At 31.1% G+C, this 25,894-nt stretch carries 27 protein-coding genes; 11 read left to right on the forward strand and 16 right to left on the reverse strand.

From position 1 onward, the window contains the following. Positions 1 to 4: 4 nt before the first annotated feature. Positions 5 to 697 (reverse strand): response regulator transcription factor, encoded by a 693-nt coding sequence (locus tag KTC92_RS04010; RefSeq protein WP_220287127.1) that lies wholly within the window; start codon positions 695 to 697, stop codon positions 5 to 7. A 441-nt stretch (positions 698 to 1,138) separates the two neighbouring features. On the opposite strand from KTC92_RS04010, the gene KTC92_RS04015 reads away from it, so the two are divergent. Both KTC92_RS04015 and KTC92_RS04020 read left to right on the forward strand, forming a co-directional pair. Next, positions 1,139 to 3,046 carry an acyl-CoA dehydrogenase family protein gene (locus KTC92_RS04015; RefSeq protein ID WP_220287125.1) on the forward strand — a complete coding sequence of 636 codons (1,908 nt, stop codon included), beginning with the start codon at positions 1,139 to 1,141 and terminating at the stop codon, positions 3,044 to 3,046. A gap of 56 nt (positions 3,047 to 3,102) precedes the next feature. Then, positions 3,103 to 4,302 (forward strand): FprA family A-type flavoprotein, encoded by a 1,200-nt coding sequence (locus KTC92_RS04020; protein ID WP_216304180.1) that lies wholly within the window; start codon positions 3,103 to 3,105, stop codon positions 4,300 to 4,302. A 150-nt stretch (positions 4,303 to 4,452) separates the two neighbouring features. Here the strand turns inward: KTC92_RS04020 and KTC92_RS04025 are convergent, their stop codons facing one another. Then, positions 4,453 to 4,866, reverse strand: coding sequence for an Rrf2 family transcriptional regulator (locus KTC92_RS04025; RefSeq protein ID WP_165414758.1), 414 nt, complete (start codon positions 4,864 to 4,866; stop codon positions 4,453 to 4,455). Positions 4,867 to 5,068: 202 nt separating this feature from the next. On the opposite strand from KTC92_RS04025, the gene KTC92_RS04030 reads away from it, so the two are divergent. Both KTC92_RS04030 and KTC92_RS04035 read left to right on the forward strand, forming a co-directional pair. Next, a complete protein-coding gene (locus KTC92_RS04030; protein ID WP_220287123.1) occupies positions 5,069 to 5,830 on the forward strand; it encodes a YdcF family protein in 762 nt (253 codons plus the stop codon). Positions 5,831 to 5,914: 84 nt separating this feature from the next. Continuing rightward, a complete protein-coding gene (locus tag KTC92_RS04035; RefSeq protein WP_258280687.1) occupies positions 5,915 to 6,601 on the forward strand; it encodes a DUF1287 domain-containing protein in 687 nt (228 codons plus the stop codon). A 16-nt stretch (positions 6,602 to 6,617) separates the two neighbouring features. On the opposite strand, the gene KTC92_RS04040 is transcribed toward KTC92_RS04035, so the two are convergent. After that, positions 6,618 to 7,562: a YafY family protein gene (locus tag KTC92_RS04040; protein WP_220287121.1), complete on the reverse strand. Its 945-nt coding sequence runs from the start codon at positions 7,560 to 7,562 to the stop codon at positions 6,618 to 6,620. A 151-nt stretch (positions 7,563 to 7,713) separates the two neighbouring features. Between KTC92_RS04040 and KTC92_RS04045 the strand changes: the two genes are divergently transcribed. Further along, positions 7,714 to 8,139: a VOC family protein gene (locus KTC92_RS04045; RefSeq protein ID WP_220287119.1), complete on the forward strand. Its 426-nt coding sequence runs from the start codon at positions 7,714 to 7,716 to the stop codon at positions 8,137 to 8,139. Between the two features lie 127 nt (positions 8,140 to 8,266). Here KTC92_RS04045 and KTC92_RS04050 read toward each other — a convergent pair whose 3' ends face one another. The 6 genes from KTC92_RS04050 to KTC92_RS04075 all read right to left on the reverse strand — a co-directional run bounded on the left by KTC92_RS04050 (position 8,267) and on the right by KTC92_RS04075 (position 14,400). Beyond that, positions 8,267 to 8,569 (reverse strand): hypothetical protein, encoded by a 303-nt coding sequence (locus KTC92_RS04050; protein ID WP_216304176.1) that lies wholly within the window; start codon positions 8,567 to 8,569, stop codon positions 8,267 to 8,269. A 71-nt stretch (positions 8,570 to 8,640) separates the two neighbouring features. Then, positions 8,641 to 10,029 (reverse strand): HAMP domain-containing sensor histidine kinase, encoded by a 1,389-nt coding sequence (locus KTC92_RS04055; protein ID WP_220287117.1) that lies wholly within the window; start codon positions 10,027 to 10,029, stop codon positions 8,641 to 8,643. Further along, positions 10,022 to 10,744 (reverse strand): response regulator transcription factor, encoded by a 723-nt coding sequence (locus KTC92_RS04060; RefSeq protein WP_216304174.1) that lies wholly within the window; start codon positions 10,742 to 10,744, stop codon positions 10,022 to 10,024. Before KTC92_RS04060 ends, KTC92_RS04055 begins: the two co-directional genes overlap by 8 nt. A gap of 58 nt (positions 10,745 to 10,802) precedes the next feature. Next, positions 10,803 to 11,561, reverse strand: a complete 759-nt coding sequence (locus KTC92_RS04065; protein WP_216304173.1) for an ABC transporter ATP-binding protein — start codon at positions 11,559 to 11,561, stop codon at positions 10,803 to 10,805. A gap of 4 nt (positions 11,562 to 11,565) precedes the next feature. Then, positions 11,566 to 13,893, reverse strand: a complete 2,328-nt coding sequence (locus KTC92_RS04070) for an ABC transporter permease (RefSeq protein ID WP_220287115.1) — start codon at positions 13,891 to 13,893, stop codon at positions 11,566 to 11,568. A 348-nt stretch (positions 13,894 to 14,241) separates the two neighbouring features. Then, on the reverse strand, positions 14,242 to 14,400 hold the full coding sequence (locus KTC92_RS04075) for an aspartyl-phosphate phosphatase Spo0E family protein (protein ID WP_216304170.1): 159 nt from the start codon (positions 14,398 to 14,400) through the stop codon (positions 14,242 to 14,244). 450 nt (positions 14,401 to 14,850) lie between these two features. Between KTC92_RS04075 and KTC92_RS04080 the strand changes: the two genes are divergently transcribed. Both KTC92_RS04080 and KTC92_RS04085 read left to right on the forward strand, forming a co-directional pair. Continuing rightward, on the forward strand, positions 14,851 to 15,774 hold the full coding sequence (locus KTC92_RS04080; protein ID WP_216304169.1) for an ABC transporter ATP-binding protein: 924 nt from the start codon (positions 14,851 to 14,853) through the stop codon (positions 15,772 to 15,774). Position 15,775: 1 nt separating this feature from the next. Continuing rightward, a complete protein-coding gene (locus tag KTC92_RS04085) occupies positions 15,776 to 16,762 on the forward strand; it encodes an ABC transporter permease (RefSeq protein WP_216304168.1) in 987 nt (328 codons plus the stop codon). Positions 16,763 to 17,025: 263 nt separating this feature from the next. On the opposite strand, the gene KTC92_RS04090 is transcribed toward KTC92_RS04085, so the two are convergent. The 3 genes from KTC92_RS04090 to KTC92_RS04100 all read right to left on the reverse strand — a co-directional run bounded on the left by KTC92_RS04090 (position 17,026) and on the right by KTC92_RS04100 (position 19,748). Continuing rightward, entirely contained in the window at positions 17,026 to 17,895 is an 870-nt protein-coding gene (locus KTC92_RS04090) for a methionyl aminopeptidase (protein ID WP_216304189.1), read from the reverse strand. A 77-nt stretch (positions 17,896 to 17,972) separates the two neighbouring features. Next, complete coding sequence (locus KTC92_RS04095) at positions 17,973 to 18,815, reverse strand: HNH endonuclease (RefSeq protein WP_258280688.1); 843 nt, start codon at positions 18,813 to 18,815, stop codon at positions 17,973 to 17,975. A gap of 252 nt (positions 18,816 to 19,067) precedes the next feature. Further along, positions 19,068 to 19,748 (reverse strand): DUF5680 domain-containing protein, encoded by a 681-nt coding sequence (locus KTC92_RS04100; protein ID WP_220286840.1) that lies wholly within the window; start codon positions 19,746 to 19,748, stop codon positions 19,068 to 19,070. Between the two features lie 212 nt (positions 19,749 to 19,960). On the opposite strand from KTC92_RS04100, the gene KTC92_RS04105 reads away from it, so the two are divergent. From KTC92_RS04105 to KTC92_RS04115, 3 genes are all read left to right on the forward strand, one after another. Continuing rightward, positions 19,961 to 20,413 carry a MarR family winged helix-turn-helix transcriptional regulator gene (locus tag KTC92_RS04105; RefSeq protein ID WP_216304165.1) on the forward strand — a complete coding sequence of 151 codons (453 nt, stop codon included), beginning with the start codon at positions 19,961 to 19,963 and terminating at the stop codon, positions 20,411 to 20,413. A gap of 12 nt (positions 20,414 to 20,425) precedes the next feature. After that, complete coding sequence (locus tag KTC92_RS04110; RefSeq protein ID WP_220286839.1) at positions 20,426 to 21,688, forward strand: MFS transporter; 1,263 nt, start codon at positions 20,426 to 20,428, stop codon at positions 21,686 to 21,688. 101 nt (positions 21,689 to 21,789) lie between these two features. Beyond that, complete coding sequence (locus KTC92_RS04115) at positions 21,790 to 21,930, forward strand: zinc ribbon-containing protein (RefSeq protein ID WP_216304163.1); 141 nt, start codon at positions 21,790 to 21,792, stop codon at positions 21,928 to 21,930. A gap of 92 nt (positions 21,931 to 22,022) precedes the next feature. Here the strand turns inward: KTC92_RS04115 and KTC92_RS04120 are convergent, their stop codons facing one another. Next, positions 22,023 to 22,901, reverse strand: coding sequence for an aldose 1-epimerase family protein (locus tag KTC92_RS04120; RefSeq protein ID WP_220286845.1), 879 nt, complete (start codon positions 22,899 to 22,901; stop codon positions 22,023 to 22,025). 310 nt (positions 22,902 to 23,211) lie between these two features. Here KTC92_RS04120 and KTC92_RS04125 point away from each other — a divergent pair, with 310 nt between their 5' ends. Further along, positions 23,212 to 24,480 carry a VanW family protein gene (locus KTC92_RS04125; protein ID WP_258280689.1) on the forward strand — a complete coding sequence of 423 codons (1,269 nt, stop codon included), beginning with the start codon at positions 23,212 to 23,214 and terminating at the stop codon, positions 24,478 to 24,480. A 267-nt stretch (positions 24,481 to 24,747) separates the two neighbouring features. Here the strand turns inward: KTC92_RS04125 and KTC92_RS04130 are convergent, their stop codons facing one another. The 3 genes from KTC92_RS04130 to KTC92_RS04140 all read right to left on the reverse strand — a co-directional run bounded on the left by KTC92_RS04130 (position 24,748) and on the right by KTC92_RS04140 (position 25,751). Then, positions 24,748 to 25,206 (reverse strand): hypothetical protein, encoded by a 459-nt coding sequence (locus tag KTC92_RS04130; protein ID WP_220286837.1) that lies wholly within the window; start codon positions 25,204 to 25,206, stop codon positions 24,748 to 24,750. Between the two features lie 74 nt (positions 25,207 to 25,280). After that, positions 25,281 to 25,424 carry a hypothetical protein gene (locus tag KTC92_RS04135; protein WP_220286836.1) on the reverse strand — a complete coding sequence of 48 codons (144 nt, stop codon included), beginning with the start codon at positions 25,422 to 25,424 and terminating at the stop codon, positions 25,281 to 25,283. A 162-nt stretch (positions 25,425 to 25,586) separates the two neighbouring features. Continuing rightward, entirely contained in the window at positions 25,587 to 25,751 is a 165-nt protein-coding gene (locus tag KTC92_RS04140) for a hypothetical protein (protein ID WP_220286835.1), read from the reverse strand. Positions 25,752 to 25,894 lie beyond the last annotated feature (143 nt).

Raw genomic sequence — 25,894 nt, forward strand, 5'->3', positions numbered from 1 at the left:
TCCACTACCAGGTTTTATTTAATCTATAACCTGCTCCTCTTATAGTCTCTATGCCCATATCTATTCCTAAAACCTGCAACCTCTTTCTTATTCTACTAATATTTACGCTTAGGGTATTTTCCTCTACAAACTCAATGTCATCCCATATTCTTTCTAAAAGGAAATCTCTACTAACTACCTTAGGATACTTTTCCATAAGGCATTCTAGTAGTACGCCTTCCCTTTTAGTGATAATTAAACTTTCACCATTAAATTCTACTTCTGACCTTTCTGGGTAGAACTTAAGACTATCGGCTTCAACTATTCTTTCCTCTACCTTAGGTGCATAATCTCCAAAAGCTCTTCTTATATGGCTTTTTATCTTTGCAATAACAACATCAACATAAAAAGGTTTGGTTATATAGTCATCTGCGCCACTCTCTAAAGCCATAACCTGATCCATTCCACTATCTCTTGCAGATATAAATATTATAGGAATCTTTGATTGCTGCCTTATCTTTCTGCACCAATAAAATCCATCAAATTTAGGTAAATTAACATCTAATAATACTAAGTCTGGGTTACACCCATTAAATCCTATCATTATTTCTTCAAAGTTTTTTACCGCTATTACCTCAAACCCATACTTAGCTATGTATTCTTGTAATAAAGTACTTATTGATAAATCATCTTCTACAATATATATTTTGTATTTCATATTTATTTCTCCTTAATTTAATAAATTCAAAATTATTTTCAACGACATGCTTCTAAACCATATTTCTACAAAGTACCCTGATTACCCTTCTAAATTTGTAGAAAGAAGTAAAAAACATAGTAATCTCACTTTGCAAATTCCTCTTTTAGCCTTAGAATAAGCCACACATTTTTATGGGGAATCCTGACGAAAAAAAGGTTTTGGTTAAGCTTGTAATGTAAATCTCTTACGTATATAATAAATCTATACGGTTTAGGTATACATTCGAAAAAAAATCCAAGTATGGTTAATGCAGTAAAACATATTGATTAGATGTATTCCAAATGTAAAAATAATTGGAGGAGTTTGATGAGTTTTGCTTGCAGCAGCTCAATGTTGTGGTTTTACAGATTTCACAAAGCAACATTTACGAAACCGTATTAATTAAAGGGGGGTATATTTATGTTTTTTAAGACTAGGCAGCAACATGAAAATTTGAGGACAAAGATTAGAGAATTTGCAGAAGAGGAAGTTAAACCTATTGCATTTACCTTGGATCAGGAAAATAAATTCCCTATGGAAGCAATTAATAAGTTAGGTAAAATGGGAATGCTGGGGATCCCATATCCAAAAGAATACGGCGGAGCAGGTCTGGATGTAATGAGCTATGCAATTGCCGTTGAAGAATTATCAAGAGTGGATGGTGGTACAGGCGTAATTCTTTCCGCTCATACATCTTTGGGCACCTACCCAATTTCTGCCTATGGAACAGAGGAGCAGAAACAAAAATACTTAGTGCCACTCGCAAAGGGAGAGAAACTTGGTGCATTCGGTCTTACCGAAGAAAATGCTGGTAGTGATGCTGGCGGTACGGAAACCATTGCCGTACTCGATGGTGATAATTACATTTTGAATGGTGAAAAAATCTTCATAACAAATGCTGGTAAGGCTGATATTTACGTTGTTTTTGCAATTACTACGCCGGATATAGGTATTCGTGGTATAAGTGCATTTATTGTGGAAAAAGATACAGAGGGCTTTACCTTCGGTAAGCATTACGACAAGATGGGTATTAGATCATCTGCAACTGCAGAGCTAATATTCAATGACGTGAAAGTCCCTAAGGAAAATCTACTAGGAAATGAAGGTGACGGGTTCAAGATTGCTATGGCAACTTTGGATGGTGGTCGTATCGGTATTGCAGCTCAGGCTCTAGGAATAGCTCAAGGCGCGTATGAAAATGCTTTAGAGTACTCAAAAGAAAGGGTTCAATTTGGTAAACCTATTTGTCAGCAACAGATTATCTCTTTTAAGTTGGCAGATATGGCGACAAAACTTAGAGCAGCTAGATTACTTATTTACAGTGCAGCAGAGCTTAAAGAAAATCATGAGCGTTACAGTATGGAAGCTGCTATGGCGAAACAATATGCTTCAGATGTTTGCCTTGAGATTGTAAATGACGCTCTTCAAATATTTGGTGGAAACGGCTATTTGAAAGGTATGGAAGTTGAGCGTGCTTACAGAGATGCTAAAATTTGCACAATATATGAAGGAACTAATGAGATTCAACGTGTCGTTATCGCTGCTCACATCATTGGCAAGATGCCGAAAAACAAGAATACAGGTAAAGCTACTGAACGTGGACCTGCAACAGGTTATCGCAGAAAAGTGATTTTCAAGGAAGGAACTGCGAGTGAAAAAGTAAATGCACTTGTGGAAGCCCTTAAGGCTGATAAATATGATTTTACAGTTGGAATTCCAATGGATACTCCTATAACTAAGGCTGAAAGAGTAGTCAGCGTAGGACTAGGTATAGGGGAAAAAGAAAATATGAAGCTTATAGAAGACTTGGCAGTTCAAGCTGGTGCAGCTATAGGATCTTCGCGTCCAGTAGCTGAAACACTTAAATATTTACCACTCAATCGTTATGTTGGTATGTCTGGTCAAAAATTTAAAGGAAATCTCTATATTGCTTGTGGTATTTCAGGTGCAGGTCAGCATTTGAAGGGCATAAAGGATGCTGCTACAATAGTTGCTATAAATATTGATCCCAAAGCGAAAATTTTTAAGAACTCTGATTACGGTATCGTTGGCGATTTAATGGAGATATTACCATTACTTACTGCTGCTTTAGATAACGGAGAAGCAAAGAAAGATGCTCCACCGATGGTGAAGATAAAGTCAGCTACTCCTAAGAAAATTGTTCCAACCTGGAAACATTATGTATGTAACGGATGCGGTTATGAATACGATCCTGGTATGGGTGATCGCGAAGGCGAAATAGCTGAAGGTACTCTCTTTGAAAACATACCTGAAGGGTGGACTTGTCCATCTTGTTATGAAGAAAAAAATATGTTTATAGAAGTCTAATTTTTATAATAATTAAATTTAATAATGTGTTTTTAGTATAAAGGAGGATTATATATATGTATTGTGTTAGAAATATAACTGAGGATCTTTATTGGGTTGGTGGAAGCGATCGTCGCCTTTCCCTTTTCGAAAACATTCATCCAATTCCACGAGGAGTTTCTTATAACTCATATTTGCTAATGGACGAGAAGACAGTACTCTTTGATACAGTAGACTGGTCAATTTGCCGTCAGTTCATTTTGAATATTCAATCAATCCTAAAAGGCAAGCCTTTAGATTATATGGTAATTAACCATATGGAACCTGATCATGCAGCATGCATTGAAGAGATTATTCTTCGTTATCCTGATGTAAAGATTGTATGCACCCAAAAAGCTTCCTTGTTCATGCATCAGTTCGGTTTCGCTATTGATGGCAAAATAATGGAAGTTAGTGAAGGAGATACAATGTCCTTTGGAAAACATAACGTTACATTTGTAGCTGCTCCAATGGTACATTGGCCAGAAGCTATGGTGACATTTGATACTTACAATGGTGTATTATTTTCAGCTGATGCCTTCGGTTCTTTCGGCTCATTAGATGGTCAGCTGTTTAATGACGAAATGAACTTTGACCGGGATTGGATTGACGATGCCAGAAGGTATTATACAAACATTGTAGGAAAGTATGGTCCTCATGTTCAGAATCTTTTAAAGAAGGCGGGCACTCTCGACATCAAGATTATCTGCCCGCTACATGGACCAGTATGGCGTAATGATTTGGGGTACTTGTTAGATAAGTACGACAAGTGGAGTCGATACGAGCCTGAGGAAAATGGAGTAATGATCGTTTATGGAACAATGTACGGCAATACGGAGGCCGCTGCAAGTGACCTAGCAACAAGGCTCGTGGAAAAGGGAATGACTAATGTGGTTATGTATGACGTTTCAAAAACTCACGTCTCCTATTTGATTTCTGAGACATTCAAATATAGTCATGTGGTTCTTGCCTCTGTAACCTACAACTTGAAGATTTATCCACCGATGCTGAATTATATGATGGATATGAAATCATTAAATCTTCAAAAACGTACTTTCACTCTTATAGAAAATGGCTCATGGGCCCCTCAATCCGGCAAATTGATGCGTGGACTTTTGGATGAGATGAAAGAAATGACTATTTTAGATAATGAGATGTCATTGAACTCCAGCATGAAAGAAGATGATGCGGATTCAATGGATGCCATTGCAGGCAGCATTATCGAGTCAATGAAGTAATTTTAGAAAAATATAAATTTAGGACCTGCTCATAGATAAAGTTCATGAGCAGGTCCCTTTTGGTATACATCTTACTATTAAATTTATATTTGTTTTTTTATATAATTTATCAGTAAGATTAGGCATGCATAACTAATCTTTATTTCATACCTAAACTTCTCCCTCTACTAGTTGTTTAAAATTTATACTTTCTAATTCCGCATTTAAATTCTTTTGTACTTTTGTCATAGCTCTATGCACAATGCATTCACCACTTCTATTCAAATTACAAAAGCTTGGTTCAATTACGCATCTATTAACACATATTGGACCATCTATTGCTTCTATAACACCTTTTAATGTTATTTGTTCTGGCAATTTGTTTATAGCATAGCCTCCCTTGACTCCCCTATAAGATTTTAGAATGTTTGCTTGTATAAGCTTTCCTAAAAGTTTTAAAAGAAATCTTAGCGGTATACCTTCTTTTTCTGAAATTACTTTTGCCTCTATCTTTTCACCATAGCCTAATTTGCATAAGTAAATTACTACTCTAAGAGCGTAATCTGCTTCTTGTGTTATTTTCATATTATATTTCTCCCTAAAGTATATACATTTGGTATAGTTTCATCTTAAAACGTTTACCCTATTTTGTCAATAGTTTTTGATGTTTTTCATACTAATTAGGTTTCAGAGTAGCATTGTTATAAATATTATACCATTTATATAAAATATTATGATATTATATAAATAAAAAGTGTTATCTGCACACAGCAGGGTAGGAGATATTATGAAAAATAAGGGCAATGTTTATGTAGTTTTAGGTGTATTATGTGAAGTCTATTTTATAGGAACTATAATATTTGGCGGGAGAGTAACTTTTGCAGAATTTTATCTAGGCCTCGGAGTATTATTAATATCACTAGGATTAATTAAACGGAAAAGTAAACGGGAATATATTTTAATAAAACCAGGAAAGATTAGAACAGCGATAAAAATATGCTTTTTTATGGGACTAGCTTCTTTTGTATTTATTGAAGGGTGCATAATTCAATCAGCTATATCAAAGCATAGAGAAAAAACAGATTATCTAGTTATTTTAGGGGCTGGTATTAGAGGAGAAGTTCCTTCAACGGCACTTTATCAAAGGCTTTATGCCAGTTTAGAATATATTAAATTAAATCCTAATGTTAAGGTAGTGGTTTCAGGTGGAATAGGTCCTAGTGAAACTATTACGGAAGCAGCGGCTATGAAAAGATTTTTAATAAAGCACGGAGTGGCAAAAGAACAGATAATACAGGAGGAAAAGTCAACCGATACTTTAGAAAACTTTAAATTTACAGCAGCGCTTTTAAAAGGATTAGATAAAAAAGAAAATATAGAAGCAACTATTGTTACAAATAATTTCCATATGTTTAGAGCTAAGTTCTTAGCAGAAAGGCAGGGGTTAAAAGTATATGGGTATCCTGCCCCACTTCATCCAATTCTAGTGCCTACTTGTTTTGTTCGGGAATATTTAGCAGTAATAAATTCATTTATTTTTGATAGATAATTATGGGCTAAGAATTTTTAAATCTTTTTTTCTTTAAAGATAATTTTAATGTCATAATTGTAAACTAGATGGGGTGGTGACAAAGTGAAAAAAAAATTTGTTGTAATTTTAATAATGATTTTTTTAATCTTAACTTGTGCTTATATATATTCACCTTTTAAATCCATCATTAATGAATATGTTTTTAGCATCTTTAAACCCAAATTTATAGTATCTGAAAATTTTTCGAAAATTGATAACAATAAAAACGGAGTAGCAGATGCACTAGATATAGTTAATGGTGCTAATAATGAAGTTCTTAATAAAACAAAATATATAAGTAATTATTATAATGGTGGCTATCCACCTGAAAAAGAAGGGGTATGTACCGACGTAATTTGGCGAGGTTTTAAAACTGCTAACATTAATTTAAAAGACCTTATTGATGAGGACATAAAAAGCAATATTAAACTTTATCCTAGAGTAGATGAAAAGCCAGACCCTAATATTGATTTCAGACGAGTGCCCAATCAAGATATATTTTTTAGTAGGCACGCTCAAAGTTTAACCACCGAAGTTAAATCTAGGAATGCTGAAAATTTAAAAGAATGGCAACCTGGTGATATTGTGGTATTTACTAAGGGTTATGAACATATTGGTATTATTTCTAATAAAAGAGATAAAAATGGTATTCCTTATGTCATTCATAATACCAAACCTCATGCTAGTATACTGAAACTTTCTTACTTTACATCTCCTATACACGGTCATTATAGATGGAAATTTGATTAAATAATTTATATTAAAATTAAGTATACTGATTTAAAATTATATTTAGTTTCCCTTTTATGCATGCAATTAACTCAAAAGGTTTTTTGATAATTGCATGTTTACTATATGTAATAAAGTAATCAGAAAAAAAATCAATATCATGTTTTGAGATATTCCCATTCAAAAATCCTGAACCATCTTCTTGTTTATTCAACTCAATATTTGGCCATTTTGCAGATTGATATTTTTCTACACCTTTATTAGTTAACTCCACATATAATTCAAATGTTTCTTTAGTATCATTAAGGATTGAAAAACGGTTCTTTAAATTAATATTAGACAAGTCAATAGTATCAGTGTTTTCATCAAGTTTTACAGACTTTATACGGTCACACCTAAAGACTCGATAATCTTTAGTTAAAAAGCAATAAGATGGACAATACCACATTCCTTCATTTGCATATATACCAATTGGTTGAATACTTCTATTGCTGATTTTCTCATTTGTCACATAGTTAATTATAATAACATCCTGCTTTATTGATGCATCTAATAATTGTCTTAAAAATGGAATTTCCTCTTGTTGATGTACTGACAAAAAATCAACACGGTCTTTTATTCTATCTATCGTATCTCTAATATCTCCAGAAAGATTTAAATAAAACTTCTTTTTTATTGATTCATACTCACCGTCAAATGGGAGAGAAATATAATGTCTTAATGCATGAATAGCAAAGAATATAGAGATAGCCTCATCATCAGTAAATGTGATGGCAGGAAGAATTCGTTCATTTAAGACTTGATAGCCCCCATGCGGACCTACTTCTGAATACAATGGTACACCCATTTCGCCTAATTCTTGCAAATCTCTCAAAATGGTTCTTTTAGAAACCCCAAATTCTTGTGCTAATTCCCGAACCGTAAATCTCTTCTTTCGATTGACCATCATAATCATTTCATTTAATCTTTTTGCTTTAGACATATACGCCTCCCAAAAATAACTATGACATAGTTTGTCACCATTATAATATATAATAATAAATAGAGCAATGAATAAGGATATTTGCTTTTGTAGAGACTAAATTTGAATTATATTAAATCCTTATAAAAATTTACAAAGGAGCTGTTTAATTATGTCATTAAAAGTCAGCCCTTTTATTCAGATAATGGATGGAAGAGCAAAAGAAGCAATTGAATATTATCAAGAGGTTTTAAATGCTAAAGTTCTTTTTATGCAAACTATAGGTCAAGGTCCCAAAGATGAGGTGTCAAAGTTTGAAAAGAATCAATTAGATCTTGTCGCACACTCAGTATTAAAAATTGGTGAAAATAAAATTATGGTTGCTGATATTTTCCCTGGTGTTCCTTTTCAGAAGGGAAATCAAATCTCAATATGTATCACAAGCGATGACATTTCAATAACCAAACAATTTTATGAGAAATTGAAGGAAGATGGTAAAATCCTTATTGAACTTAATGAAATTTACTTTAGCCCTGCTTATGGAATGGTCACTGATAAGTTTGGAGTTACTTTTCAGATTTTTACTGCTAGAAAATAAACAAAATTAGAACTACAAGAAACACATAGTGGAAAATTTTCTATGTGTTTTCTTATTTATTAGCTTGGGGAACTTGTATCATTATCTATATTCACCAATAAGCCCCACTTATAAAGTGGAGGCTAGTTCATGGTCCAAAAATTAAAGTTCCTAAAGTCCAATATAAAAACGGTAGTGTTATTAATATAATATTGAAAATAATACTATATTTTGCAAGTTTATTACGTATAATCGCCATTGACAAAACACCAAATAACATCCCTATTGGACAGATTAAAGGCGTCAACAATAAAGGCATCCCTTCTAATTTTTGATATGGAGTTATCTCAAAGAACCAATTCAGTATAAACATAAAATTAATTAAAGGTATTGTAAAAGAAATAATAACTAACATATTTCCAATGTTTTTAGTTGAAATTTTACCCTTCATATTCCTCCCCTCCTCATACAGTTACAATTTTAATGTACACTATCTAACAAATACATCTTAACCCATACCACTTATATTGGTATTCCAAAGCAAATAATAGTCCCATTCAATGAAGATTCAACGCAATTTATAAAGCCACCATGAGCCTCAACAATATACTTAGAAATGGAGAGACCAAGGCCGGATCCTGGAATATTTTGATTTCTGCATTTCTCGGCTCTATAGAATTTATTAAATATATAAGGAATATCAGCCGAAGAAATTCCCATTCCTGTATCTTTTATGTATACATTAAGATACCTACCAGTGTTTTCAAAATATATTGAAATGGATCCATCTTCTCTTGAATACTTTATACTATTTGAAACTAAATTGTACATTACTTGAGAAAGTCTTTTCTTATCACCATTTAACAAAAGGTTAGGTATTTTATCTGGGAAAATAAAATGAATTTCCTTACTGGTTATCTCTACAGATAAATCATCTAATATATCCTTAAAGAAATCGCCACAGTAGAACTCAACTAATGATATGTTCATTTTGTTAAGCTCTGCCTTTGAATGCTCTAGTATATCCTCTAGAAGCTTAGATAACATTTTTACTCTGTTTAATATTATTATACAATAATTTTCAATACCCGCCTTATCTTTAACAATGCCATCCTTAATCCCTGACGCATATCCATGGATGGCAGTTAGAGGGGTTTTAATATCATGAGATAAGCAAGCTAAAAGCTCCTTTTCACTTACCTTTATTGATATTTCCTTTTCCTTTGAAGATTTAAGTTCATCTCTCATAGCTTCGAAATCGTGGCAAAAAACACCCATTTCTGTATCATAATCATAATGAATTTCATATGTGAAATCACCCTTTAAAATTCTCCGCGCACTTTCATTAAGAGAATCTAAGGGCAATAAAATATCCTTTTTCAATAAAATATAAGTGAGGATTATTAGTATAATTATTGCAGATAAAGAGATGATAATAGGTAATACATCTCTAAAGGTAACTAGCTTGGGTGAAGTAGATAAAAAATCCTCCTTAGGAATTAAAAATATTGCTGTGCCAACTTGTTTACTATTTATAATTAGTGGGATAGTATATTTAATTAGTCCCGGATGCTGCATCGAAGCTTTATTATCATATTCCATAAATTCATTTAAATCAGCTACAGCATCTTTTTTATAAATACTTATAGAAGAGTACAAAACCTTTCCATTTAAATCTATAACAGCATAGGGAAAATCACTTTTCAAAGAAAATTCAGAATTATTACTCACTAATGCTTCTTCTACACTTATTTTTATAGAACTTGTTAAAAGTCTGCCCTTATTAACTGTAGGATAAAAGCTGTTTTTATTATATATAAGATTTGTTGAATAAATAATTACAAAGGCTACTAATACAATTACAGATAAAGTGAAAACTTTAACTTTCAAAGCTATGCTTTGCTTATTCATCTATTGCTTCCTCCCATTTGTAACCAACTCCCCAAACAGTTTTAATGTAATTTATATTGTGCAGAGAAAATTTCTCGCGAATTCGATTTACATAAACAGCAACTGTATTTAAATCTCCAAAGTCGCTAAGTCCCCAAATATTATCATAAAGCTGCTGCTTAGAGAATACTTGGCATGGATAATCGGATAAAAAGTCTACTATTTCAAATTCTCTGGATGTTAAGTGAATCTCTTTTCCCTTAAAGGTTACTTTATAGCTTTTACTATCTATAGCTAACTTACCAAACTCTTTTATTTCAGAATCATACTTTTTAGAAGGATAAGAATCCTTTAATGGAATTGAAAAAGTTTTATATCTCCGCAGATGTGCTTTTATTCTAGCTATTATCTCCATGGGAGAAAAAGGTTTAGTTATATAATCGTCAGCGCCAACTCCCAGGGATAATATCTTATCAATATCCCCACTTTTAGCAGAAAGCATTATTATGGGTACTCGCGAGGTGGTCCTAATAATTCTGCAGATTTCTATGCCATCCACCTCAGGAAGCATTATATCTAAAACAACAATATCCGGATTAAAAGAATTAAACGCGACAAGAGCTTTTCCTCCATTATCACAATAATCAACTATAAACCCTTCACTATTAAAATAATCTTTTAATATATTTCTGATATCTATATCATCTTCAATGATAAGAATTTTTTCATTTGCCATAATTACCCTCCAAATGCTTTATAATTACATTTTACCATAAAAATATAAAAAAGAGAGTTTACCACCCTCTTTCTTTCAAAAATTCAAATATTAAAACCTCTCTATTTCCATCGTCTGATTTAAAGAATTTATCTAAATCAAGTTCTCCATCTATTCTACCATCCTTTAAATATATTAATCTGGAAGCACGAGCAGCAGCCTTTAAATCATGAGTGACCATAACTACTGTTTGACCATTATTATTTAAGTCCGACAATATGTCTAGAACCTCTTCTCCCGCAGTGGAGTTAAGTGCTCCTGTGGGCTCGTCTCCAAATAGTATTTTAGGGGATGTGATTATAGCTCTTGCCACTGCTGCTCTTTGTTGCATACCACCAGAAATTTCTGAGGGGTATTTTTCCTTAGCATCTTTTATACTCAGGGTTTCAAGAAGCTTTAAGGTTTTCTCATTGACTTCTTTTTTATTTTTATTTACTCCATAACCACAATAAGCTATGTTTTCAAAAACCGTTATATCAGGTAATAGATTTATACTTTGAAATACAAAGGAAATGTCTTTTTTTCTAATTAATGAAAGTTCATTCTCTTTCATTGATGTAATATCCTTCCCTAAGATATTAACGCTGCCACTAGTGGGTGAGTCCATACCACTTAAAGTATATAATAATGTAGATTTACCAGAGCCTGAGCTTCCCATAATTACAGTAAAGTCCCCTTCATAGATGTCTAAACTTAAATTTTTTATCACATTTAGCGCAGTTTTACCTGTGACAAATGATTTGCAAAGATTATTAGCTTTTATAACTGATTTTTTCATCAAATCACTCCTCCATTAATTCAGTAATCTTAGTATTTTTTATAGAGTTACAGCATATAAGTGTAGTTACTAATATTAAACAAACCATAGTAGTTATTAGTAGTAACATTGTTACTGGAGATATTATTAACACATCTAATTTACTAACTGCTGCAGCAATCATAGGTCTTGCTAGCGTTAAATTAAATATGATAGCTATAATTGTGCTAAATAATGTTAATATTAATATCCTATATAGATATCTGTTTCTTATTTCTTTAGATGTAAATCCTAGGGCCTTCATTATTCCAAAGTTTCTTCTATTATCTCTAATATTGATTATGATAATATTTAATATCGTTATTGCACCAAATGCTATAAATACCACAATTAATAAATTGGTAATAGGGAGTACTGTTCCAGGGATAGATACTATGACATCTTTAATTGCAGGTGGAATTTCACTGGCATCTAAATTAGGATATATATTGTTAATCTCTTTCTTAAATTGTTTTATATCTGTACCAGCTGTTAGAGTTATAAAAATTTCACTGCCTATAAATTTTGGAATCTCCTTTTCTATTGCAGCATTTAATATTCTTATACCATATCCATTTTGCATCATTGAATTATAAGCGCCTGTTATTAAATAGGAGTCTTTTTTATTATTTATAGATAGTTCTATATAGTCTCCTACGGATAATCCTGCATCTTTTAATATTTTTGAAGAAACAGCTACTTCTTTAGAATTTTTGGGATTATGCCCATCTATGATAGTAAAGCCTAAATCACTGGTGTAAGAATTCATCACAAATATATCGTAAAGTGTACTCTTTATAGGGTATTTTTTAGTATCAAGTTCTACTACATCCGTTAGCATCATAGATCCATAAACATAATTTTTAATTCTATTGTCCTTCTTTACATCATTCAAAACCTTATTTAAAACTTCTGATTGTCTAACCATTTGCGGAGCACTAATGGTTACATTACTTTTAGGTAGTCCAAACCAAATAGGAGCATTTTCCTTCATCTTTGACATAGATCCATTTGCATTACCAAATATCAATACCAGTGTTAGGGATAATGTTAATGTTAATGTGATAAAGGCAGTAGTCTTTTTATATTTAAACATATCGTTTATTGCAAAGGCTAAGGAAGATATATTATCTTTGATCAATGACTTTGTTAGCTTTCGCCTTGAAGATGTAATCCCTGTTCTAAGAGCCTCCACAGGTGTAATCTTATTAGTTCTTCTAATTACAAAATACAGATTAATAATCACCACTAATGTAAATAAAATTACTGTAGCTAAAATAACATATGCATTAATACTTACACCTTTAAAATCACCAATATACTTTAAAACTTTCGAGGCTGTATAATTTAATATAGGGATACTACACAGAGCTCCAAGGATACTTCCAATAAATGCAATTATTGAGTAACCTATAATATAAAATTTGAGAATATCTCTTTTAGAAAAACCAAGAGCTTTGTATATTCCAATAGATTTATATTCTTTTAAAATATTATTCCATAAAATAAATCGCATAAGAAGCACTGAAACAATAAACACTAGAATTGAAGCTAAGGTTGCAATGCCACCTATCATAGAAGAAGCCATCGTTGAACTTAAGCTTAATAAATCTTTATCAAATACAAAGCCACCAACTTTTATAGCCCCGGTCAAATCCTTTTCTACATTAGCTACATTAGTCCCACTTTTAACATCTATAAAAATTAATGATGCTTTCCTTAATGAAGAGAATTCCTGCTCACTATTCTTATTGGTATATAGATTAATTATACCAATAGTAGAAGATGGCTCAAGAGAGTCATTAATTAAGGAAGAAACCTTTAAAGTAACGTCCTTTGTCTTTGTTTTTATGGTTAAGTTATCTCCAAGGTGAATATTATTATTTTCTGCTAGAATCTTAGTAATCCACACTTCACCTTTTTTAGGACAACTGTCATTATTTGATGAGTTACCCTTAGTTAGTCCAAATGGAATATTTTTGCTATCTTCTATGGGAACAACATCGTACATTGAAATCTTTAAATTTACACCATTGTGATAAAGGTCGTTACCAGAAGTGAACGCCTCAGTAGCTTTAACATCATTAACCTCTGTATTATTTTTACCCCACTTAAGTACATCATTTGTAGAACTTTCATTAGCGTTATAACAAATTATATAGTAAAATTTATCATTAGAATAAAATTTATTAATATACCCTTGAATAGAAGTTAACATAGACAAACTACTTGTAAATATTAAAGAGGATAAAAATAATAACGCTCCTATTAAAAAACATTGAAGTTTTTTCTTTTTTAGTTTTTTAAGCCACATCTAAACACATCCTTTCTTTAATTATATAATACATAAGAAAAGTTAAAGAAATATATTTAAATTATTAATGAAATCTTACAATAATACTTATTCAACAAATATTTCACCCGACTACATCAAAATTATAAATGAATATCTGAAAGTTCCACTTTTACGCTTTCATTTTTGCTTGATATTTTGTTACTATGTATCACATTTTCATGAGATATATTTCTTGAAGGAAACTTAACTATGCCATTGTTAAAATATTACCATATATTACGATTCATTCATATAATTGTTACTGGGTTTAATATGAAAAGGAGCCCTTAGGCTCCTTAATTGATTTGATACGATAAGCTATTAAATTTAATCTAATAGCTTATCGTATTCATTTAGTAGTTCATCTAACTCTTGACTAAGTACTACTAATCTGGGATCAGTTAAGGTTTCTTTTTCATCCATTAACTGATGCAATAAAGTTCTGTGTTTTTCAATTTTTTGTAATATTTCATCCAATTGTGTCATAATTTCCCTCCTTCCTCTACCAATTATAGCGAAAATTGGCAGAGGTTTGACTGCCATTATGTAACACCCATATTTTAACGACATTCCAGAAGGAAAGTCTCCCACTTCTATAAGTAGGAGTTACTTACCCTAACAAATAGAAAACTTCAGTGGGGGGATAACAATTGAGAATTGTTATCTACTCCAGAGCGCTACAAAGGGGTAAATCTCCTTCTGAAGTCGTTAATATGCAGCTCCGCAGGAGATGATTTAATGTAAAAGAAAAGACACCCTTTCGAGTGTCCTTAGTCTATTTTTACTTTCTTAACTAATAACTGTAAATATGGGCTTTCTTACAAAATAGTAAGATAACTTTTTTATTTGTAAGTGTAGCGACATTGAGTGTTAGCAGCTCGTGGAGTATACTATGGTTATAGTGATGAGAAATGAAAAAAATTCAGGGGGCATATTATGGCTAATGAAGTATTAAAAATCGAAAAACTAAAAAAAGTAATTGGTAAACGTACAATCGTTTCAGATATTTCCATTGAACTTAAAAAAGGAGAAATATTCGGTTTTCTTGGACCTAATGGCGCTGGAAAATCCACTACTATTAAGATGATTGTTGGATTATCCAAAATTACTGAGGGAAATATTTATGTAGATGGATGCTCAGTAAAAGAAGATTTCAAAGGAGCAATGCGTAACATTGGGTGCATAGTTGAAAATCCGGATATGTATAATTATATGTCTGGACTCGATAATCTTAAACTATTCGCTAAAATATATAAAGATGTAGATGAGATTCGAATCAATGAAGTAGTGAAAATTGTGGATTTAGAGCGGGCAATAAATGATAAGGTGAAAACTTATTCGTTAGGTATGAAGCAACGTCTAGGTATTGCTCAGGCCATACTTCATAGTCCAAAACTTCTTATACTTGATGAGCCTACAAATGGTCTTGATCCCGCAGGAATCAAGGATATGCGTGAGCTACTTCGAAAGCTTTCATCAGAAACTAGTCTTACGGTGCTTGTATCTAGTCATATATTAGGTGAAATGCAGCAGATGTGCGACCGTGTTGGTATAATTAATAAGGGGAAAATTATAACGGTAAAATCCATTGACGAACTCCTTAACATGTCACAAAAGGGTGATAAAACTGTTCTGACATTAGAATCTGATAATAATGAAAAAGCAGCTTCACTTCTAACAAGCGTTAATATAAGTAACAGCATCTTGGAAGGTGGATTACATATTGAAACAACCAAAAATCGTGTTCCAGAAGTAGTTACAACATTAACTTCTGCAGGCATAGCTATTTTCGCTATGGACAGACAAGTGATTCAATCACTTGAAGATGTATTTATGAAGCTTACAGGGGAGGAAAAATAACATGGCGAATTTTTTTACACTTATTTCACTAGAAAATACAAAACTTTGGAAAAGACTTTCTACAAAAATAATGTTACTCATAATGATTGTAATTGTAATAGCGGCAACGAGTATTTATAAATATCACAAGGTGTCTCATAATAGTTCAACTACTACAAAAATTTCCGAAAATTGGAAACAGGACTTACTGGCAAATCTTCCGGTAGAAAAAGCTGCTCTAACGCAAATTGAAAAAACAGATAAAACGTCAGCATCCATAGGAAATATGAAAAAAAGCATAGCTGAAGATGAATACAGCATTGTTAACAATATCAGGCCAGAATCCAAAGACAGCATTTGGACAAGAATCACAAAGTTTGATTCATATGTTCCATATAGTTTAATTATTGCACTTCTTTTAATAATAGCATGTTCAGCTTTATTTGCAGGTGAATTTTCAGAGGGTACAATGAAAATGATGATATCACGGCCTTATAAACGGTTTGAAATTCTTACCGCAAAACTAATTGTTACATTATTTTATGGTCTTGTACTTTTGGTAACAGCATTTTTGTTAAACTTTATATTGCTGGGTATATATTTCGGTTTCAATGGCATGGGTGCTAAGGAAATGATGTGGACGAGTACCAAAATAATATATATACCAGCCGTACTAAAAACAATTATTATTTATGGCCTTAATTTTCTTACTGTGCTTGTGTATGTATTAGTAGCTTTTGCACTTTCAATAATATCTCGTTCACGCTCAATTGCAACCGGATGCTCTTTATTCTTGCTTTTAGCTGGTAGTTATATGGTGCAAATATTCTCATCCTATTTCAGCTGGGGTAAATATCTTCCTTTTGGATTGTCTGATTTTACTTACTTTATTGTTAACGGATCATTCGTCGTTGGTACAACACTTGCATTTGCTATTGGCGTATCAGTTATATATTCTGTTATATTCTGCGCTGCAGGTTTTTTAGTTTTTGAGAAACGCGATATTTAACGACATTTCAGAAGAAAGTCTCCCTCTTCTATAAGATGGGGTTATGGACTATAACAAAGAAAAAACTTTAGTGGGAGTATAAATCTCCTTCTGAAGTCGTTGATATTACAGCACCGCAGGTGATGATTTAACTGGTAATCGTACTCTACCTAGATTCTCCTAAAAAGCTCTGATTTTCTTAAGGAAATCAGAGCTTTTTTAATAACCACCATGTTCTGCTAATGTTAATATTGCAACTCCGCAGGAGATGATTTGATTATTATTTATTTAGATATTATCTCTATACCATCCTCAGTTACAAGAAGTGTATGCTCGCATTGTGATGAAAGAGATCCATCAGCTGTAAGCGCTGTCCATCCATTATCTTCATCTATATATATTTTATGACTTCCGCCATTTATCATTGGTTCAATCGTAAATACCATTCCTGGTGCTAAAATCATACCTGTTCCTCTAGTACCAAAATGAAAAACAAATGGATCCTCATGCATATTTAGCCCAACTCCGTGTCCGCCAAAATCCCTAACTACTGAGTATCCATTACTTTCTGCATATTCTTGAATAGCTGCTCCAATGTCACCTAAAAAGCCCCAAGGTTTTACTGATTCTATTCCCTTATTTAAACATTCCTTAGTTATTTCTACTATCTTCTTAGCTTCATTACTTACTTCTCCTATCATAAACATTCTTGATGCATCTGAATAATATCCATTAAGTACAGTAGTTGCATCGACATTTATAATATCACCATTTTTAAGTACTACATCTTTACTTGGTATTCCATGACACACTTCATCATTGATTGATGTACAAATACTTTTTGGAAACCCATCATAATTAAGAGTAGCTGGAATTCCACCCCTGAATATTGTATATTCATGAGCTAGCTTATTAATTTCTTCTGTGGTCATTCCTTCTTTAATATTCTCACTAACTAAATCTAAAAGAGCATTATTAATTTTAGCACTTTTTCTTATTCCTTCAATTTGCTCCTTGCTCTTAATAAGATTTCTTGTTGGAACTATGCAGCCTTGTTTCTTCAAGTTTTCTAGCTTTTTATCAAAGTCCAAATGGCAATTTTTATATTTTAGTCCACTTCCACACCAGCATTTATCATTTCTATTTAAAATCATATACATCCTGGTTAATTAAATCTGAACATAATTGTACATTTGATTTAATTAACCAGTTCACCTCCTTATTTTTAATATTATATCCACCGTATACATTTTGGTCTTGATAATAGTTTCAAGCTTTTTAGACCATATCTTTTTAATATCTCACCATTTGTTCGTGTCATGTTAAATTGATTTTTACTTGGGTATAATGCTGTAATATATCCAATATACTCGGTTCCATTTTTCTTGGTATACTTTACATAATCTCTATGCTTAAATCCTTTTACAATTAGCTCTGCGTCACCCTTAGATTTTTTACGTAAAGGTGATATTTGCCAGTCTTTGATATCAATATTATTTTTTTTGATATCTACGTTACATATAACTAAAGCATCATTTGAGTGTGTTTTTTCTATATCCCAATCATTTCTATGGTTTGCAGTATCGCCACCCGTAGTTAAATATAATGGGGCTATTTTCTTAAGTTCAGTTTGTAAATTTTTTTTACCTTGCATAACATGCAAGGCATCACTAAGATTTAATTTTCTACCTTTTATTATAGCTAAATCTTGATCTATTAACTCGATTTCTCTGCCAAAGGTTTTTGTGTGACATGACTTGCATAATGTTACAACATTATGTATGCTGTCGGCTCCTTTAGCACGTCTTGGTTTAATGTGGTGTTCTTGTACATTTTCTTTAGAACCACAATCAACACAAGTAAAGTTATCTCTCATGAGTGCCGCTATCCTAATGTTATTATCCAGTCTATTAGATTTTTGATATTGCCATTTGTATAGACTTCTACCTTCAGTTAGAACTCGTATGTCTATTAACACATTTTCTAAATATATCGAATCTATCTTAATCCATTTGGTTATTTTGTTTACAACTCGTAAAATGATGGTGCACTGAATTTCGGTGTGCCTAATCATAATTAAGCCGTAGCAAAACCTTAGATTATTTTCCTCCTCATTATCGTAGAGCATCAGACTGAAGTACATCTAAAGGTACGTCTTTAACCTGTCATTTCACGTAGTTCATCGTGCTACAATCTTTTCAGATGCTACACTCACTTAAGCTTGAAAGCAACGTTCACTGCATGAACAACTAAATATGTTCACTTTTGTTTGAAATTATTTAGATTTTTTAAGCAGTTTAGTAGCTCCTATATTAGTATTAATCTATTATTTAATAGTTCCACCATGAAAAAAGCACTCATATACCTTTGTATCATCAAAATAAATTTCCTCATATCCTTGAAACCATTTAAATTCTCCATTAACAATGCAATGATATTTATATTGTCCATTTTGATATACCATAGGTCCACGATATGGATTTTCTTTTGGTACTAAGCTCAAGGCTTCTTTTAAAAAGTTCCCTGAAAATCCTTCCCCTATAATTCTGCCTGTATAATTCATTGACCAAAATGGAATATCATCCTTCCATAAAGCCTCTTCTCCTGCGAATTGCCCTCCCCCTAAATAGGTATCAATATATTTTAGATTTCCTTCTACATACTCTAAATCATGTGAATTAGGTCTTGAAGATTGGATCTCGGCACCCTTTCCTGCATATGTAGATCTCTTTGCTGTACGTAAAAATTCTATTATTTTTTCATTTATAGAAGCAACCTTATTCTCTTCTATACATAAACGGCAATTTTCTTCATAATCATTAACTAATTTATCAATACTCACTTTAAAGAAATCACTTAATGCAATTAGTCTTGCAATGTCAGGATATGAATGTCCAACTTCCCACTTTGCAACTGCTTGTCTTGATATACCTAACATTTCAGCTAATTTTTCTTGTGATAATCCTTTTCCTTTTCTAAGGATTTGCAATTGTTCCTGAAAACTCATTTTTAATCACCCCTACATAAGTCTACTAATAAAACAACCATATTGCTACCAATTAAACATAACATTTTTGTCAACTATAGGTTGCCTTTAAATTTTAAATCTCTATAATTAAATCATACTTCACTACTATTATAAAAATAGTTGCACTCACAACTATATTGCTCTATTATATAATTAGTAGGGATTGCAACTAATTTAGGAGGAATACGACAATGAATAAAAATATGAACTCATTAGGAAGATGGATTTCTCTTTTACATAGAAATGGTCATGTATACGTAGGAAGGCAACTTAAGCCATATAATATAAGTAAGGGTCAATATACATTTTTAAATGCATTATATAAAAAAGATGGAGTACGTCAGGAACAATTATCAGATTACCTTAAAATTGATAAAGGTACCACAGCAAAGGCTATAAAAAAGCTGGAAGATGATGACTATATCATTAGAAAAATAGATGCAAAAGATAAAAGAGCATATAATGTTTATCTTACAGAGAAAGCATTGAAAATAAAACCTCTGGTTAGAAAAGCCATGATGGATTGGATATATATTTTATTTTCAGGATTTAGTGAAGATGAAAAGAAAACATCGTTAGCATTACTCGAAAGGATGGGAGAAAATGCTACAACTTTCACACATGATTATTCTAAAGATGATTAAGCTCATTAGGAGATGATAAAAATTAATATAGTGGTTAATACTAAGAGAATTATTAACAATAATTTTCATGCTCTTACACATAAAAATTATAGATATTTTTGGATGGGTCAGTGTCTTTCTTTAATAGGTACCTGGACACAAAATATAGGACAATCCTGGCTAGTACTTTCTCTAACAGGATCTCCATTTTTACTTGGACTTGTCGGAGCAATGCAGTTTTTACCCATAACCTTTTTCTCATTGTTTGCTGGGGTACTAACTGATAAGTTTCCAAAGAAAAAAATACTGATTTTCACTCAGAGCGTATCGATGATATTAGCTTTTATATTGTCTGCATTGGTCTTTACGAATACATTAAAGTATGAACATCTAATAGCTTTAGCTTTGTGTCTTGGATTTTGCAATACTTTAGATATGCCAACTAGGCAAGCCTTTAATGTTGAGATAGTAGGAAAGGACGATTTAATGAATGCCATTGCTTTAAACTCAGCCACTTTTAATTTAGCAAGAATTATTGGACCGGCTATTGGAGCTCTACTCATGGGATATCTCGGAGCAGGATGGTGTTTTTTATTAAATGGTTTTAGTTTTATGGCAGTTATCTATGGACTGGTCCATATTGAAGCAATCAATTATGTTAGAAAGAAAACTTCTGAAAAAGGGATGCTTAAAGAAATATTGGATGGCCTTAAATATATAAAAAGCAAATCTATCTTACTCGAAACCTTGATATTAATTAGCATTATGGGAATATTCGTTTTTAACTACAACGTTTTGATACCTGTATTTACGAAAAACGTACTACATATGCAGGAAAAAACCTATGGAATTTTACTATCTGCACTTGGAGCAGGTTCCCTCATTGGAGCACTTCTCATGTCTTTTAAAAGCAAAAATGGTCCAAATAAAATTCTTATGATTGGTAGCTCTATTGGAATTGGCATAATGTTAATTTTTACAGGTATAAGTAATTTATATTATTTTACTGCCTTAAGTTTAGCTATAACAGGAATATTTAATATGTTTTTTTCCACCACTGCAAATTCAATGTTACAACTAAATTCTAAGGATGAATACAGAGGACGAGTTATGAGTGTATATTCACTTGTATTTACTGGATTCACCCCCCTTGGAAGTCTTCTTTCAGGGTTTGTGGCTGAAAAATACGGTGCTAACACTTGTTTCATATTATCAGGTATTTTTGCAATAATGTTGATATTGTTACTTGTTACTTGGTCTAAACTTAGAAAAAATGGTAAAGTTCCATCCGTATAAATTAAAGCAATTGCTACTTCCTTTTCTAGTATTGTTAAAATAATTCTACTATGCTAAAATTATATTAACTATAATTTAATAAAAAAAGAGGTGAATTATTTATGAAATACTCAACTGGTGAAAAACCCGGAAATGGTACATATGTTTGTAAAATTTGCGGTCAAAAAGTAGTATTAGATGATAATACTGATACTTTACCTCCCTGTCCTAAATGTAAAAAAACAAACTATAGGAAATTTTAACATAAAATAATGGTACAATATAATCAAAAAAATAAGCCCTAGTCTTGGGCTTATTTTTTTCTTGTAACAACCTATGCATTTATTAGTATGTATTATTCTACAATAGAAATCTTATAACTATATGTAAACTCTTCTCCAATAGTTAATGAAATCGAGCCCTCTTTATCTTTAAATTCACCAGTAAAATCTTCATAATCTGCATGTCCAAACCAAGGTTCTATGCATAAAAATGGTGCTCCGCCTTTTGGTGACCATATTCCCATGTAAGGGAATCCCTTAAATTCTACTGATACTGACTTTTCATGATTTTTTGATTTTATAGTTATTTTATCAGATTTCAAATCATCAAATACTAAAGCATCCTCTTTAAATAACTCTTTTGATAGTATCATGATATCAGTATCCTTTAAACATTCTTTTCTCTTATGTGAAAAATAAGCATCTTTAGTTAATTCCATAATATCACTTGTTTCTTTCTTATTAAATTCAAGGTAATAATCTTCTAATTTTTCATTTTTTTCAATAGGACACATAAATGCAGGATGTGCACCAATTGAAAATGATATATCCTTATTATCTAAATTTATAACATTATACGTTACTTTAACTGTATTATTTTCAATTGTGTAATTAATAAGTAAAGAAAATTTATATGGATATCTTTTTATAGTATCCTCAGAATATTTTAGTTCAAAAGTAATTGAATCATTAGTTTGTGATATAAATTTAAAATCTGATATCCTACCTAATCCATGAGATGGCAATTCATATAGCTTTTCATCAATTTTATATTTTGAATCAACTAGATTCCCGACTATTGGAAATAAAATTGGTGAATGATATTTCCAATAGTTTTGGTCTCCATTCCACAGATACTCTGTTCCTTCTTTTTTTCCAGTTATTGAATGTAGTTCTGCACCATGAGCGCTAGCCGTTATTTTAATTGTTGAATTTTCTAAAGAATAAATCATCAAAAACACCCTTTCATTATTTACTTTACATAAAGCCGTATAAGCACATCCTTTAGCCTTAGGACTTCCATTAATTAGTAATACTTTTATCTTTACAACTAATTTTATATTCAAAAATAACTATCAACTACTAATATACATCAGTATAACTATAAATAGTAGAATGAATAAAAAATTAAAAATAAAAGTAACTTCTTTGTAATAACTCTCTATCAAAAATCAGTTATAATGTACTTAGTTGCAACAAAATATGTATTAATATACGGATTATAGTCGAAAAACAATAATTGTAAGGAGAGGTGCAAAAAACATGAGTTTAAATATTATGTCAAAAACTAGCAAAAAAAAGAAAAAAAGGTTAAGAACAACCTTGATTATAGTAGGAATAATTGTGTCTCTAATAGGAGTCCAATTAATTATTATGTATTCTACTATATCAAAATACGACTTAAAGATCTATCCCGAGGTATGGGTGGAGGATATAAATTTAGGTGGCATGACTAAGGATGAAGCGAAAAATGCTATTATTAAAAATCGTAATAATATTATTGCTAAAAAAGATATAACAATAAATCTTAATGACAAACACTATACCGTCCATACATCAAAACTTGGAATAAAACAGGATTACAATGTTGTCATTAATAAAGCTTACGATATTGGTAGAAAAGAGAATTTATTTAAAAATTATTTTGCTATAACGTCTCCTGGCAAGCAAACTTTTGATGTTAAATATACCTACAATTATGCCATTCTAGATACCTTACTTAAAGATATTGCTAAGGACAACAATAAAAATGCAATAGATGCAACTATTTTCAGAAACAATTCAGGTCAATTAGTTATAACTGAAGATGAATATGGTCTTAGTGTTGATTCTGCCAGTTTAAAAAAAGCTGTAATTAACAAAGTTAATACTATTGAAAAAGATCAAAATTTAGTAATCGAATCTAAATTAAAAAAAGTTGAACCTAAAATTAAAGAAAATGATTTAAAATGTATCAATGCTGAAATATCTAGTGTTACAACTAACTTTAGAAATTCAAATGAAAATCGTTCAGAAAATATTAGAGTATCTTCTAATGCTATAAATGGGAAGCTACTTATGCCGGGAGATGTTTTTAGTTTTAATGATGTAGTAGGTGATAGAACTTCTGAACGAGGATATAAAACATCAAAAGAAATTGTAGGCGACAAATATGTAGATGGCATAGGTGGTGGAGTATGCCAAGTTTCAACTACACTTTATAATGCAGTACTTAGAACTAATTTAACATCTGTAGAAAGATATCCGCATACAATGCATTCTAGCTATATTGGTGCAGGATTGGATGCTACAGTTGCCTACGGTTCTCTCGATTATAGGTTTAAAAATACTACTTCTTATCCTATATATATAGAATCTGCAGTACATAACAAAAATGTAACATTTAGTATCTACTCAAATTCAATTCTTAACAATAAAAGATATGATATTGTTAATGAAATTGTGGGAAAGAAAGTAAATGTATTTAGAATAACATATGAGAACGGTAATCAAGTGTCTAAAACCTTTCTTTATACTGATAAACTTTCATAGAAAATATTAATATTAGTTGGACAACCTACCTTTCCTATAAACTGAACCCCTAAAAATGGTCATTGCGAAATCCCCCCAATTGTAGGATAAGAAAACTATGATTGGGGGGATTTTTATATTCAAGGCAAATTTTCTCTAGACAGAAGATTTTCTTTTTTTAATTTACTCTATATCTAATCCTATTTTCTTAATATTCCTAATTAATTCCGACATTTCAATGTTTAATATAATTCTATAAAAAATTTAAAGACCCTTTAATATTATCATTTAAGTTCGGTAAAAAAAAATTTCTTTGTACGAAGCTTGATCAGTAATATTACCTTTTATATCTGAATTAAAGAAAAATTGTATATCTGTCATATCATTTTTACTTAAATCGTCCAATGAAAGTACTTTTTTTATACTTTTCAATCCATCTTCAAGATATTTTTTTGATAAATTCATATTTCCTAATTGCTTGTATTTATTAGAAATAAGTATATAACTATTTTTAGCATGTTTATCAGTACTAATAGAAAATTTTAATAATTGTATTATATTATCTGAATCTATACTTGAACATTTTTCAAAATCAAATGCTTTTAAATAATAAAGCATAGATTTTATATATGAATCAGTACTATTCATTAATATATTATCTAAAAATTTCCTTGTAAAATCTGATCTCTCGCTAACACCATCCTCAATCCAAGCTAATAATATTACAAGATATGCCTTGTACTTCACATCATCTACATTATGTTTTTCTAATAAATACTTAAGACAATTTATACATTTTTCATCATCATATAAATTATGTTCTAATAATATAATCTAGAAACTAAATTATAATCTAATTTAAAATCACATTTTATGTGATTTTCCATATATTTTTCTATTTCAGCTATTACAGCTAAATCGATATTATCATTATCTTTATTTCCCTGTTCAATAATTTTATTCAATATATCATTCGTATATCTCACCTCCTTTTAAACTCTCACTACTAGATCAAGAATAAAACTTAAAAATCAGAATAAGTTAAAACATTAAATATAGACAATCAAAATATATTTGTAAATAAGAAAAAGCCTAGCGGAATTGCTAAACTTTTCTTGTTTTATGAATTATACGTATAATACTTTTAGCCAATTACATTTTTTTGTTTTTTCAGTTTCCATTTTTGTTCCTTCGAATTCCATCTTTAGTAATGTCATGTCTTTTTTAAATCCCATTAACCCCATAGCTATTAATACACTACCGATAACTCCTACTATAATATCTGACCCCATATGATTTTTCATCTCCTAAAATATCTCATAATTTCAATCTATGTTAAAACTATACTATGATATACAAAGGCTTAGCAACTTCTCAAATGGGTAGTTAATACGTTTACTTAGGTAAAATCATTTAAAATGATCTTAATTGCTAT

The organism is Clostridium sp. CM027 (assembly GCF_024730565.1).
GTDB classification, from domain to species: Bacteria; Bacillota; Clostridia; order Clostridiales; family Clostridiaceae; genus Clostridium_AD; species Clostridium_AD estertheticum_B.